We start from the raw sequence: 13,236 nt of genomic DNA on the forward strand, positions 1-13,236 counted from the left end.
CGTTACACCCGCTTGGCCATCTTGGGGTCGAGCGTGTCGCGCAGACCGTCGCCGAGGATGTTCACCGCCAGCACGGTGACTGCCAGGAAGATGCCGGGGAAGAACACGTTGTGCGGATACTGCTGGAACTGCACCCGGCCCTCGGCCATGATGTTGCCCCAGGTCGGGATGTCGGTCGGCAGGCCCACGCCCAGGAAGGACAGGATCGCCTCGACCAGGATGGCCGACGCGCAGATGTAGGTGGCCTGCACGATCAGCGGCGCGATCGTGTTCGGCAGGATGTGGCCGAACATGATCTTCCAGCCCGGCGTGCCGAGCGACAGCGCGGCCTCCACGTAGGGCTCCTCGCGGATCGTGAGCACCAGCGAGCGCACCAGCCGCGTGACCCGCGGGATCTCCGGGATCGCGATCGCCACGATCACGGTCATCAGGCTGGCCTTCCACAGCGCGACCAGCGCGATCGCGATCAGGATGCCGGGGATCGCCATGATCCCGTCCATCACCCGCATCAGCGGGCCGTCGAGCCAGCGGATGTAGCCCGAGCCCAGGCCCGCCAGCACGCCGAGGAAGGTCGAGACCAGCGCGCAGGCGATGCCCACGATCAGCGAGACCTGGGTGCCGTAGATCACGCGGCTGTAGATGTCGCGACCGAAGGAGTCGGAGCCCATGATGAACTCGTGGGCGACCATTTCGCCTTCCATCGTCATGATCTCGCCGGTCTCGCCGGGCAGCAGGTCGCGGCTGGACGGGTCGAACAGCGTCGGGTCGACGGTGCCGAGCACCGGCGCGGCCAGCGCGATCGCGACCAGCACGGCCAGCGCCACGCCGCCGATGCGCACGCTCCAGTTGCGCGAGAGCCGCTTCCAGACCGAGGGGCGCTCGACGATGTCGGCCGCTTCGACCGACAGCGTGTCGTCGGCCGGGGTCGTTTGAGCTTGGGTCATCAGTAGCGGATCCTCGGGTCGAACACCAGGTACGAGAGGTCGACGAGCAGGTTGATCAGCACGTAGACGAACGAGAAGAACAGGATCACGCCCTGGATCGTCGGGAAGTCGCGCGCGAGCACCGCGTCGACGGTCAGCCTGCCCAGCCCGGGGATGCCGAACACCGACTCGGTGACCACGACCCCGCCGATCAGCAGCGCGATGCCGATGCCGATGACCGTCACGATCGGCACCGCCGCATTGGCCAGCGCGTGGCGGATCAGCACCCGCATCTCGGGCAGGCCCTTGGCGCGCGCGGTGCGCACGTAGTCCTCGGTCAGCACCTCGGCGACCGCGGCCCGGGTGACGCGCGCGATCAGCGCGATGTAGATGACCGCCAGCGCCAGCGCCGGCAGGATGATGTGCCGCAGGAAGGGCAGGATGCCGTCGGCCAGCCGCGAGTAGCCCTGCACCGGCAGCCACTCGAGCTTGATCGACACCAGCCAGATCAGCAGGTAGCCGAGCACGAACACCGGCAGCGAGAAGCCGAGCACCGAGAAGCCCATCAGCGCGCGGTCGATCCAGCCGCCGTGCCGCCAGGCGGCAAGAACGCCGAGCGGCACCGACACGGCGACCGCCAGCACGATGGTCACGAAGGCGAGCGCGAAGGTCGGCTCCAGCCGCTGCGCGATCAGCTCGGTGACCTGCATCTTGAAGTAGTAGGACTCGCCGAGCTCGCCCTGCAGCAGGTTCGAGAACCAGATGCCGAACTGCACCGGCAAGGGCTTCTCGAGCCCCAGCTGCTCGCGGATCTGCTGGATGTTCTCGGGGCTCGCGGCGTCGCCGGCGATGATCGCGGCCGGGTCGCCGGGCGTGAGCCGGAGCATAAGGAAGACGAGCACCGCCACGATCAGCAACACCGGGATCGTGGCCGCGATCCGTTTGATCAGAAAACCTGTCATCGATTCGTTTCCGGAGGGAAGGGCGGCGCGCGCGCCGCCGGCGCCCGAAACGGCACGGGGCCGGACTCAGCCGGCCCCGCGGTCAGGCCGCCGGTCCGAAGACCGGTGCGGCAGCGCCCGCTGCGGGGCGCCGCCGCCGGGACCTCACTTCTGGATGTTCCAGTAGAAGTTGCCCGGGCCCGAAACCACGCCCTTGACGCCCTTGCGGACGGCCGCCGGCTGCACGTACTCGCCGAGCGGCGCGTGCGTGCCGTACTCGAAGGCGGCCTTCTGGATCTGCTGGGCCAGCGACTTCTTCTTGGCGTCGTCGGTCTCGCGCGCGAACTGGTCGCGCAGCTTCTCGATCTCGGGCGAGTTGGCCCAGCCGAACCAGGCCTTGTCGCCGCCGGCGCCGATCGCCGCGTTGGTCAGCGGATTCCAGATGTCGGGCGCGACCCACGCGGTGGCGAAGATGTTCCAGCCGCCCTGGGCCGGCGGGTCCTTCTTCGCGCGGCGCGAGACCAGCGTGTTCCAGTCCATCGACTGCAGGTCGACCTTGAAGCCGGCCAGGCGCAGCAGCTGGGCGGCCACGTCGGGCAGCTTGGTGATCGAGGCCAGGTCGGTCGGCTTCATGACCACGATCGGCGTGCCGTCGTAGCCCGAGGCCTTCAGCATCTCCTGCGCCTTCTTCAGGTTGCCCTTGCCCAGGTTCTGGGCCTCGGCGCCGGCGTTCGACGCGTAGGGCGTGCCGCAGGTGAACATCGACGCGCAGACCTTGTACAGCTTCGGATCGCCGACCTGCGCCTTCAGGAAGGCCTCCTGGTTGAGCGCCATGATCGCCGCCGCCTTGACCTTCGGATTGTCGAAGGGCTTGTGCAGGTGGTTGAAGCGCAGCATGTACTGGAAGCCGAGCGGGTTGTTGTCGACGATCTCGACGTTCGGGTCGGCGCGCAGCGCGGCGTAGGACTCGAAGGCCGGCTGCTCGATCATGTCGACCTCGCCGCGGATCAGCGCGTTGACCTGCTGCTGCGCGTCGCGCAGCGCCAGGTTCCACTCGACCCGGTCGACGTAGACCTTCTTGCCGCCGGCGGTGCCCGACGGCGGCTCGTTGCGCGGCACGTACTTGTCGAACTTCGCGTAGACCGCCTTGTCGCCCGGCTTGTACTGGTCGCGAACGAACACGTACGGGCCCGAGCCGGTGTAGTCGTCGATCTGCTTGTCGGCCGGGGTCTCGGCGACCCGCTTCGGCATGATGAAGGGCACGTTCGACGAGGGCTTGCCGAGCGCCTCGAGCACGAAGCCGCAGGCCTCGCGCAGGAAGATCCGGAAGGTGTCCGGGGCAGGCGAGTCGAGCCGCTCGACGAAGGTGAACAGCTTCTGGCCCATCGCGTCGCGCTTGCCCCAGCGCGACAGCGAGGCGATGACGTCCTCGCCGGTGACCGGCGCGCCGTCGTGGAACACCAGGCCCTTGCGCAGCTTGAAGGTCCACAGGCGGTTGTCGTCGCTGACCGTCCAGGAGTCGACCATCTGCGGCTTGATCTGGCTCTTGGCGTCGGTGCCGAACAGCGTGTCGTAGATCATGTACCCGTGGTTGCGGACCATGTACTGCGTGGTCCAGATCGGGTCGAGGATGGCCAGGTTCGAGTGCGGGATGACCTTGAGAACCTTCTCCTGCGCCGCGACCTGCGGGCCCTGGAAGGCGGCGAACGCGACGATGCCCGCCGCGATGACCGACTTGAGCCTGAAACTGACTGCCATGTGAAGCCTCCGCTGTTTGGTGTACGACAACGCGTTGGGATGCGCCGTTCCGGAGCCGGCCCGAAAGCCGGCTTCGCGGAATGTTACCGCGAGATCCGGGCGGCCGCGCCCCGCGCGCCCCGGCAGATGGAATGCAGGAATCGTGCCCGCCCCGCGGCGGGGGCGGGCGCCCCAATCCGGGGCGAAAGGGCCCGGGCGGTCGGTCCCCGGCGACCGGTCAGGCGGTCGCGACCGGGATCTTGCCGATCCGCGCCTGCCACTCGGCCGGGCCGGTCTGGTGCACCGAGGTGCCGCTGGAGTCGACCGCCACGGTCACCGGCATGTCCTGGACCTCGAACTCGTAGATCGCTTCCATGCCCAGGTCGGCGAAGCCGACCACCTTCGCGCTGCGGATCGCCTTCGACACCAGGTAGGCCGCGCCGCCGACCGCCATCATCGAGGCGGCCTTGTGCCGGCGGATCGCCTCGATCGCGGTGGGCCCGCGCTCGCCCTTGCCGATCATCGCGATCAGGCCGGTCTGCGACAGCATCATCTCGGTGAACTTGTCCATCCGGGTGGCGGTGGTCGGGCCGGCCGGGCCGACCGCCTCGTCGCGCACCGGGTCGACCGGACCCACGTAGTAGATGACCCGGTTCGTGAAGTCGACCGGCAGTTTCTCGCCGCGGGCGAGCATGTCCTGGATGCGCTTGTGCGCGGCGTCGCGGCCGGTCAGCATCTTTCCGGACAGCAGCAGCGTCTGGCCGGGCTTCCACGACGCGACCTCTTCCTCCGTGAGGGTGTCGAGGTTCACCCGCTTCGAGGCCTTCACGTCGGGCGTCCAGTTGACGTTCGGCCAGGCCGACAGCGGCGGCGGCTCGCAGTAGGCCGGGCCCGAGCCGTCGAGCACGAAGTGCGCGTGCCGGGTGGCGGCGCAGTTCGGGATCATCGCGACCGGCTTGGAGGCCGCGTGCGTCGGGAACATCGCGATCTTCACGTCGAGCACCGTGGTCAGGCCCCCGAGGCCCTGCGCGCCGATGCCCAGCGCATTGACCTTCTCGTAGAGCTCGATGCGCAGCTCCTCGACCTTGTTCGACGGCCCGCGCTTCAGCAGGTCGAACATGTCGATCGGGTCCATCAGCGATTCCTTGGCCATCAGCATCGCCTTCTCGGCGGTGCCGCCGATGCCGATGCCGAGCATGCCGGGCGGGCACCAGCCGGCGCCCATCGTCGGGACGGTCTTGAGCACCCAGTCGACGATCGAGTCCGACGGGTTCATCATCACCAGCTTGGACTTGTTCTCCGAGCCGCCGCCCTTGGCGGCCACGGTCACGTCGATCGTGTCGCCGGGCACCAGCTCCATGCTGATCACGGCGGGGGTGTTGTCCTTCGTGTTCTTGCGCTCGAACTGCGGGTCGGCCACCACCGAGGCGCGCAGCGTGTTGTCCGGGTTCAGGTAGCCGCGGCGCACGCCCTCGTTGACCGCGTCGGCGATCGAGCCGGAAAAGCCCTCGAAGCGCACGCCCATGCCGATCTTCAGGAACACGTTGACGATGCCGGTGTCCTGGCAGATCGGGCGATGGCCCTCGGCGCACATCCGCGAGTTGGTCAGGATCTGCGCGATCGCGTCCTTCGCGGCCGGGCCTTGTTCGGTCTCGTAGGCCCGCGCGAGGTGCTCGATGTAGTCGCGCGGGTGGTAGTAGCTGATGAACTGCAGCGCGGCGGCCACCGATTCGATCAGGTCGTCCTGCTTGATGACGGTCATGGGTCGGTCCTCGCGGAAATCGGGCCGAGTTTAGCGGATTTGCCGATGGCTCCCGGCCGGGCGGCAGGCCCCCGCGCGGCCGCTCTCCGTAAGGCGTCCGTAAGGCAGTCTGCGCAGAATTTTTCTTGTATAAGTGGAAATCCAGCAAAAAAGATGGAGGATGGGACATGTCCGCTCAGATCGAATCGGTGCTCCAGGAAGGGCGTCTCTTCCCGCCGCCCCAGAGCTTCGTCGAGCAGGCCGCGATCGCGGGAATGGACCAGTACCAGGCCCTCTGCGCCGAGGCCGAGAAGGACCACGCCGGCTTCTGGGCCCGCCTGGCCCGCGAGCACCTGGTGTGGCGCAAGCCCTTCAGCCGCGCGCTCGACGACTCCAACGCGCCGTTCTTCAAGTGGTTCGACGACGGCGAACTGAACGTCTCCTGGAACTGCCTGGACAGGCACCTCGGCACGCCGGTCGAGAACAAGACCGCGATCGTCTTCGAGTCCGACGACGGCAAGGTGACCCGGGTCACCTACCGTGAACTGCACGACAGGGTCTGTCGCTTCGCCAACGGCCTGCGCGCGATGGGCTTCAAGAAGGGCGAGCGGGCGATCGTCTACATGCCGATGTCGATCGAGGGCGTCGTGGCGATGCAGGCCTGCGCGCGGCTGGGCATCGTGCACTCGGTCGTGTTCGGCGGCTTCTCGGCCAAGAGCATCCACGAGCGGATCATCGACGCCGGCGCCACGCTGGTGATCACCGCCGACGAGCAGGTGCGCGGCGGCAAGCACATTCCGCTCAAGCCCGCGATCGACGAGGCCTTCGCGATGGGCGGCTGCGACGCGGTCCGCAAGGTCGTCGTCTTCCGGCGCACCGGCGGCAACGTGGCGATGCAGCCCGGCCGCGACCTCGGCTGGGAAGAGGTCGTCGCCGGCCAGCCCGCGCAGTGCGAGCCCGAGTGGGTGGGCGCCGAGCACCCGCTCTTCATCCTCTACACCTCGGGATCCACCGGCAAGCCCAAGGGCGTCCAGCATTCGTCGGCGGGCTACCTGCTGCATGCCGCGCTGACGATGAAGTGGACCTTCGACATCAAGCCCGAAGACGTCTTCTGGTGCACCGCCGACATCGGCTGGGTCACCGGGCACACCTACATCGCCTACGGCCCGCTCGCGTGCGGCGCCACGCAGGTGGTCTTCGAGGGCGTGCCCACCTTCCCGAACCCCGGGCGCTTCTGGGAGATGATCGATCGCCACAAGGTGTCGATCTTCTACACCGCGCCGACCGCGATCCGGTCGCTGGTCAAGGCCGGCGAGGCCAGTCCCGACCACCATCCGCGCAAGTACGACCTGTCCTCGCTGCGGCTGCTCGGCTCGGTCGGCGAGCCGATCAACCCCGAAGCCTGGATGTGGTACTACACGAACGTCGGGCGCGAGCGCTGCCCGATCGTCGACACCTGGTGGCAGACCGAGACCGGCGGCCACATGATCACGCCGCTGCCGGGCGTTCACGCGCTCAAGCCGGGCTCGTGCACGATGCCGCTGCCCGGGGTGGCCGCGGCGATCGTCGACGAGACCGGCGCCGACGTGGAGAAGGGCAAGGGCGGCTTCCTGGTCATCAAGAAGCCGTGGCCGTCGATGATCCGCACGATCTGGGGCGACCCCGACCGCTTCCGCAAGAGCTACTACCCGGACGACTTCAAGGGCCGCTACTACCTGGCCGGCGACGGCGCCAGCCGCGACCTCGACGGCTACTTCTGGATCATGGGCCGGATCGACGACGTGCTCAACGTGTCGGGCCACCGGCTCGGCACGATGGAGATCGAGTCGGCGCTGGTGTCGAACCCGCTGGTGGCCGAGGCAGCCGTCGTCGGGCGCCCCGACGACCTGACCGGCGAGGCGGTGGTCGCCTTCGTTGTGCTCAAGCAGGCCAGGCCCTCGGCGGAAGACGCGAAGAAGATCGCCAACGAGCTGCGCAACTGGGTCGGCAAGGAGATCGGGCCGATCGCCAAGCCCAAGGACATCCGCTTCGGCGAGAACCTGCCCAAGACTCGCTCCGGCAAGATCATGCGCCGGCTGCTGCGCTCGGTCGCCAAGGGCGAGGAGATCACGCAGGACGTGTCCACGCTCGAGAACCCGGCGATCCTCGACCAGCTGAAGCAGGCCAACTGATCGTCACCGGGGCGGGCCGCGCGCGCGTCCATGATCGCGCTCCGGGTCTGGCTCTGCGCCCGTATGGCGCTGCTGTCGCGCCTGCTGCGCGCGAGCGAGGCATCGGAGCGCTGGTGGGGAAGGGCGCTGGCGCTCGCGCCGTCCCATCCCCGCGCGCTGGCCTCGATCGGCTTCCTGAAGGCCGCCGCGGGTGACTACGCCGCGGCGCTGCCCTGGCTGGAGCGAAGCGCCGCGCTGAGCGACGCGCCGGCTTCGGCCTGGTTCAACCTGGGCTTCGCGCGCCAGCAGCTCGGCGATCACGACGGCGCGAACCAGGCCTTCGACCGGGCGATCGCGCTCGACGAGCGCTTCGACCGCGCCTGGTACGGCAAGGCGATCTCGATGCTCGCGATGGCCCGGCCCGCGGACGCGATCCCCCTGCTCGAGCGCAACACCGCACTGCAGCCGATGTCGCCCTACGGCTGGTACCAGCTCGCCCACGCGTATCACCGGCTCGGCCGCGCCGACCGGGTCGCGGCCACGATCCGGCACCTGGCGGGCTTCGAACCGGCGGTCGCGCGCCGGCTCGAGCGCGAGACCGGCGTCTGCGCCGCGGCGGGGGAGGGCGGATGCGGCTGAGCGCGCGGCATCGCGATTACTGGCGCAAGAGCCTGCGGCTGACCTCGGTGCTGCTGGCGATCTGGTTCTTCGTGAGCTTCGTGCTGGTGTTCGGCGCGCCGTGGCTCACCTTCGACTTCTTCGGCTGGCCGTTCTCCTTCTTCATGGGCGCCCAGGGGGCGCTGCTCGTCTACTTCGCGATCATCGTCTTCTACGCCTGGCGCATGAACCGCATGGATCGCGACTACGGCGTCGGCGAAGAAGAGGACTACTGATGGACGGCGGGGGCGCGAGCGGCAAGGCCTTCCGCGCGCAGCTCAGGCGCGTCTACGGCATCTACACCGGCGGGTTCGCGCTGTTCGTGGTCGCGCTGGCGCTGCTCGAGCAGGCCGGCATGCCGCGGCAGACGATCGGCTACGTGTTCCTGGTCGCCACCGTTGTGCTGTACGCCGCGATCGGCATCGTCAGCCGCACCAACGAGGCCGCCGAGTACTACGTTGCCGGACGTCGGGTGCCGGCGATGTTCAACGGGATGGCGGTCGGCGCCGACTGGATGTCGGCGGCCTCCTTCATCGGGCTCGCGGGCACCCTGTACCTGACCGGCTTCGGTGGGCTGGCCTTCGTGATGGGCTGGACCGGCGGCTACGTGCTGGTCGCGCTGCTGCTCGCGCCCTTCCTGCGCAAGTTCGGGCAGTTCACGATCCCGGACTTCCTCGGCGCGCGCTACGGCGGCCACATCCCGCGCCTGATCGGGATCCTGATCGCGATCCTGTGCTCGTTCACCTACGTGGTCGCGCAGATCTACGGGATCGGCATCATCACCACGCGCCTGACCGGCGTGCCCTTCGAGATCGGCATCTTCCTGGGGCTGGCCGGGGTGCTCGTGTGCTCCTTCCTGGGCGGCATGAAGGCGGTCACCTGGACGCAGGTGGCGCAGTACATCGTGCTGATCATCGCGTACATGATCCCGGTGGTGTGGCTGTCGGTGAAGCAGACCGGCATCCCGGTGCCGCAGATCGCCTACGGCGAGCAGCTCACCAAGGTCACGCAGCTCGAGGAGAAGCTGATCGCCGACCGCCAGGAGAACGAGGTCAGGCGGATCTTCACCGCTCGCGCCGAGGCGGCCGCCCGAAAGCTCGAGAATCCGGCGCAGGCGTGGAGCGAGGGCAGGGCGTCGCTCGAGCGCGCGCTGATCGAGGCGCGGGCCTCGGGCAGCCCGGGCGCGATCGAGCGCGCCGAGGACGCGCTTGCAGTCTATCCGCGCGACGTGGCGGCGGCGGTGGCCGCCTGGGAGCGCGAGGCCGCGCTGGCCGGACGCGGGGCGCCGCTGGCGCGCCACGCCGAGCCGTTTCCGGGCGCCGACGCCGAGGCGCGCGGCGACGCCCGAAAGAACTTCCTCGCGCTGATGTTCTGCCTGATGGTCGGCACGGCCGCGTTGCCGCACATCCTGATGCGCTTCTACACGACGCCGTCGGTCCGGGAGGCGCGCAACTCGGTCGCGTGGTCGATCTTCTTCATCCTGCTGCTCTACGTGACCGCACCGGCGCTGGCGGTGCTGGTCAAGTTCGTGGTCTACAGCGAGATCACCGGCTCCGCCTTCGCCGAGCTGCCGGGATGGGTCCACTCCTGGGCCCGCGTCGACCCCGGGCTGCTGTCGATCGAAGACGTGAACGGCGACGGGATCGTCCAGCGGGCGGAGATCGCCATAGGCGGCGACATCGTGGTGCTGGCCACGCCCGAGATCGCGGGGCTGCCCTACGTCGTGTCGGGCCTGGTGGCGGCGGGGGGGCTGGCCGCCGCGCTGTCCACCGCCGACGGGCTGCTGCTCACGATCGCCAACGCGCTGTCGCACGACCTGTACTACCGGATGATCGACCCGAACGCGGCGGCGGCGCGGCGCGTGCTGATGTCGAAGATGCTGCTGCTGATCGTGGCGGTGCTGGCCGCCCTGGTGGCGTCCCAGAAGCCTGCGGACATCCTGTTCCTGGTGTCGGCCGCCTTTTCGTTCGCGGCCGCCGGCTTCTTCCCGGCGCTGGTGCTGGGGGTGTTCTGGAAGCGCACGACCGGCATCGCCGCCTCGCTCGGCATGATCGCCGGTTTCGGCATCACCTTCTACTACATGACCCTGAACCAGCCCTGGCTGCGCGAGCTCTTCCTCGGCATTCCGCGCACCGCGCCGGTCACCGAGCTGTGGTGGAACATCCAGCCGATCTCGGCCGGGGTCTTCGGCGTGGCGCTCGGCTTCGTGGTGATCTACCTGGTCTCACTGGTCACGCCGGTGCCCGATCCCCGCACGCAGGAGCTGGTCGAGAGCCTGCGCTACCCGAACCTGCGCGCGCCCTGAGCGGCGGTGCCGGCCCGGCCGCGCGCTTGCCGGCCCTTTCGTTTGCTAGAATGGCGGGTTCCGGAGGGATGGATGAGTGGTTTAAGTCGCACGCCTGGAAAGCGTGTAAGGGTTAACAGCCCTTCGGGGGTTCGAATCCCCCTCCCTCCGCCACTCGGCTAGGCAAGACTGCGCGCCCTGCGCGCCGGCCGGAGGTTCTCCAGCGATTCCTCGAAACGTTCCCGCGTCACGCCCGGCGAGAACAGGAATCCCTGCACCTTGTCGCAGCCCATTTCCTCGAGCATCGCCAGCTGGCGCTCGGTCTCGACGCCTTCGGCCGTCACGGTCAGCCCCAGGCTGTGGCCGAGCTCGATCGTCGAGCGCACGATCGCGTTGTCGTGCGAATTGGTTCCCATGCCGGCGATGAAGGACTTGTCGATCTTGAGCTCCGTCACCGCGAGCCGCTTCAGGTAGGAGAGCGACGAGAATCCGCTGCCGTAGTCGTCGATCGCGACCTGGACGCCCAGCTGCCGCACTGCGCGCAGGGTCTCGGCTGCCCGGTCCGGATCCTCGATCAGCGCGCTCTCGGTCACCTCGACGCACAGCAGCCTGGGCGGCAGCGATTCGAGCGCCAGCAGGCTGGCGATCCGCTGCGGCAGCAGATCGTCGACCAGGTCGCGCGCGGAGACGTTGACCGACAGCTCCACCTCGCGCCCGCCCTTTCGCCAGGCGGCCGCCTGCGCGATCGAGCGCTTCAGCAGCCAGTGCGTCATCTCGCGGATGAAGCCGGTCTTCTCGGCGAACGGGATGAAGTCGTCCGGCGCGACCAGGCCGCGCGTCGGGTGCTCCCAGCGCATCAGCACCTCGGCGCCGGCCGTCGGCCGGTCGGGGCGAAGCGCGACCTTGGGCTGGAAGACGAGCAGCAGCTCCGGCCTGTCCAGCGCGTTGCGCAGCTCGGAGAGCAGCGACAGGTGGTGCTCCCGATTGGTGTCGAACGCGGGGTCGTAGACCGAGCAGAGCACGCCCTGGCGCTTCGCGGCGTACATCGCCACGTCGGCGTGGCGCAGCAGGTCGCTCGGCGCGGTCCCGTGCTCGGGGAAGTGCGCGACGCCGATGCTCGCCCCGACGTCGACCTTCTGGCCGGCCACCGTGATCGGCGACTCCAGCGCCCGGCCGATGCAGGACACGAGGTAGTCGATCCTGCCGTCGGCGGTCTGCGCGAGGATCGCGAACTCGTCGCCGCCCAGGCGCGCGATCGTCTGGCCTTGGGGCAGGGCATCCCGGAGCCGGTCGGCGACCATCGCGAGCACCTGGTCGCCGCAGTGGTGACCGAGCGTGTCGTTCACCCACTTGAAACGGTCCAGGTCCATCAGCATCACGGCGAAACGCGCGCCGCCGGGGTCGTGACTGTGCGATGCGTCGTGCACCGCCTGCTCGAGCTTGCCCGCGAAGCTCGCCCGGTTGTCCAGCCCGGTCAGGGTGCAGCGGTAGGCGAGGCGCGAAACCTCCTGCTCGCGCGCGGCCATGCCGCGGCGCATGTGCTCGAGGCTGTCGGCCAGATCGCCGATCTCGTCGCGGCGAGCCAGCGCGAAGCTGGCCTCGGCGTCGCCGCTGCGCACGCGCTGCGCGGCGGCCGCGAGTTGCCGGATCGGCCGCGTGATCGAGGCGGCGATCACCGCGCTGCCCAGCATGAACACCAGCATGCCCCCGGCCGTCACCAGGCCGAAGGTCGCCCGCAGCAGCTCGACGGTGCTCTCCAGCTCGCCGATCGGCTGGCGAAGCAGGATCGCCGACTCCGTGTCGCCTGTCGGCAGCTCGATCCGCGCGGTCCGGTGGGTGCGCGGGCGGAAGACGTCGAGCAGTTCGGAGATTTCGGGGGGAAGCATCGCGGCGATCGAGGGGTTGGCGATCTCCGGCAGCGGCCGGCCGCCGCGCGACGCGAGCTGCCATTTTCCGTCGTCCGATCGCTTCGCGACGCTCAGCTCGACCCCGGGCGCCCCGGCCAGCGCTGCGGCCAGGCGCTCGTCGATCGCCTGCCCGACGACTACCCGGTGCCCCGGACCCTTGCCGCCGGCCCTCGAGACCGCGACCAGGTAGAGACGGCCCTGGACATCGCCGAAGGTGCCGACTGCGGGACGGCGACCCGGCGACAGCGACAGGGAGCCGGGAAATGCCTGCCGCGACCAGGTCCCGCGGGCGCGCGTCAGCGCGAACCGGCCGTCGTCGGACACGAAGCCGACGATGTCGGCCGCGAGTCGGGCGGTTTGCGACTCGAGAAGGCCCTGGACCTGACGGGCGTTGCGCGCCCTGGCCGCCGCGAGCAGCGTCGCGTTCGATGCGATCGCCGCTGCCGCCTCGCTCAACGAGGCCTCGCGCCCGTCCAGTTCGCGCTCCAGCCGGTCGCGCGCGGCGTCCAGCTGCGAGTCGCCCGGGCTGCCGGCCACTTGCGTGCCGAGGTGGCTGATGACCACGAAGGCGCCGGCCTGCACTGCCACGAGCAGCGCGAGCAGCAGCAGGGTCATCCGCAGCCTGATGCCGCGCGGCAGCAGCCTCATGGCGAGGGCGCCGCTCTGTCCGTGCGGGGGGCGGGGCGAGTGCGCTCGGCCTTGCACGGGTTGGTGACTGGACATGGCATCGGCAGGGGCTCTTCAAGCCGGCTGAAACCGGCCCGGGTGGGCGGATCACGACCGGATTCTTTCGGCCGAACAAGGAAGATCCTGTGCCGGATGTCTCACGCACGCGCGATCCGCGACGTGCGGCGGGCGGGCCCGGACGAGCGGCGCGTCGCGCGTCGGGCAGGGGC

General features: G+C 69.4%; 9 protein-coding genes and 1 tRNA gene. 5 read left to right on the forward strand and 5 right to left on the reverse strand.

The genetic code is table 11. The annotated features are described in order from the left end of the window. Positions 1–2: 2 nt before the first annotated feature. The 4 genes from M6I34_RS00260 to M6I34_RS00275 form a co-directional block, all read right to left on the reverse strand. Positions 3–944, reverse strand: coding sequence for an ABC transporter permease (locus tag M6I34_RS00260; protein ID WP_272483719.1), 942 nt, complete (start codon positions 942–944; stop codon positions 3–5). Then, positions 944–1,885, reverse strand: a complete 942-nt coding sequence (locus M6I34_RS00265) for an ABC transporter permease (RefSeq protein ID WP_272483720.1) — start codon at positions 1,883–1,885, stop codon at positions 944–946. Before M6I34_RS00265 ends, M6I34_RS00260 begins: the two co-directional genes overlap by 1 nt. 144 nt (positions 1,886–2,029) lie before the next feature. Beyond that, a complete protein-coding gene (locus tag M6I34_RS00270) occupies positions 2,030–3,622 on the reverse strand; it encodes an ABC transporter substrate-binding protein (RefSeq protein WP_272483721.1) in 1,593 nt (530 codons plus the stop codon). A 217-nt stretch (positions 3,623–3,839) separates the two neighbouring features. Then, positions 3,840–5,363, reverse strand: a complete 1,524-nt coding sequence (locus tag M6I34_RS00275) for a fumarate hydratase (protein WP_272483722.1) — start codon at positions 5,361–5,363, stop codon at positions 3,840–3,842. Between the two features lie 167 nt (positions 5,364–5,530). On the opposite strand from M6I34_RS00275, the gene acs reads away from it, so the two are divergent. From acs to M6I34_RS00300, 5 genes are all read left to right on the forward strand, one after another. Then, a complete protein-coding gene (gene acs, locus M6I34_RS00280) occupies positions 5,531–7,513 on the forward strand; it encodes an acetate--CoA ligase (RefSeq protein WP_272483723.1) in 1,983 nt (660 codons plus the stop codon). A 30-nt stretch (positions 7,514–7,543) separates the two neighbouring features. Then, a complete protein-coding gene (locus M6I34_RS00285; RefSeq protein ID WP_272483724.1) occupies positions 7,544–8,131 on the forward strand; it encodes a tetratricopeptide repeat protein in 588 nt (195 codons plus the stop codon). Further along, positions 8,122–8,385: a DUF4212 domain-containing protein gene (locus M6I34_RS00290; RefSeq protein WP_272483725.1), complete on the forward strand. Its 264-nt coding sequence runs from the start codon at positions 8,122–8,124 to the stop codon at positions 8,383–8,385. The genes M6I34_RS00285 and M6I34_RS00290 overlap by 10 nt, the downstream gene beginning before the upstream one ends. Then, positions 8,385–10,454, forward strand: coding sequence for a sodium:solute symporter family protein (locus M6I34_RS00295; RefSeq protein ID WP_272483726.1), 2,070 nt, complete (start codon positions 8,385–8,387; stop codon positions 10,452–10,454). The genes M6I34_RS00290 and M6I34_RS00295 overlap by 1 nt, the downstream gene beginning before the upstream one ends. 62 nt (positions 10,455–10,516) lie before the next feature. After that, positions 10,517–10,607: transfer RNA gene (locus M6I34_RS00300), tRNA-Ser, on the forward strand. Between the two features lie 5 nt (positions 10,608–10,612). On the opposite strand, the gene M6I34_RS00305 is transcribed toward M6I34_RS00300, so the two are convergent. Further along, positions 10,613–12,988 (reverse strand): putative bifunctional diguanylate cyclase/phosphodiesterase, encoded by a 2,376-nt coding sequence (locus M6I34_RS00305; protein WP_272483727.1) that lies wholly within the window; start codon positions 12,986–12,988, stop codon positions 10,613–10,615. Between the last annotated feature and the right edge of the window lie 248 nt (positions 12,989–13,236).

The organism is Zeimonas sediminis (assembly GCF_023721795.1).
Lineage (GTDB): Bacteria > Pseudomonadota > Gammaproteobacteria > Burkholderiales > Burkholderiaceae_E > Zeimonas > Zeimonas sediminis.

Bases quoted from the DNA above. Each gene is read 5' to 3' on its own strand.
- M6I34_RS00290 (WP_272483725.1), top strand. From the start codon at position 8,122: ATGCGGCTGAGCGCGCGGCATCGCGATTACTGGCGCAAGAGCCTGCGG.
- M6I34_RS00295 (WP_272483726.1), top strand. From the start codon at position 8,385: ATGGACGGCGGGGGCGCGAGCGGCAAGGCCTTCCGCGCGCAGCTCAGG.
- M6I34_RS00275 (WP_272483722.1), bottom strand. From the start codon at position 5,363: ATGACCGTCATCAAGCAGGACGACCTGATCGAATCGGTGGCCGCCGCG.
- M6I34_RS00265 (WP_272483720.1), bottom strand. From the start codon at position 1,885: ATGACAGGTTTTCTGATCAAACGGATCGCGGCCACGATCCCGGTGTTG.
- M6I34_RS00270 (WP_272483721.1), bottom strand. From the start codon at position 3,622: ATGGCAGTCAGTTTCAGGCTCAAGTCGGTCATCGCGGCGGGCATCGTC.
- M6I34_RS00260 (WP_272483719.1), bottom strand. From the start codon at position 944: ATGACCCAAGCTCAAACGACCCCGGCCGACGACACGCTGTCGGTCGAA.
- M6I34_RS00285 (WP_272483724.1), top strand. From the start codon at position 7,544: ATGATCGCGCTCCGGGTCTGGCTCTGCGCCCGTATGGCGCTGCTGTCG.
- M6I34_RS00305 (WP_272483727.1), bottom strand. From the start codon at position 12,988: ATGAGGCTGCTGCCGCGCGGCATCAGGCTGCGGATGACCCTGCTGCTG.
- acs (WP_272483723.1), top strand. From the start codon at position 5,531: ATGTCCGCTCAGATCGAATCGGTGCTCCAGGAAGGGCGTCTCTTCCCG.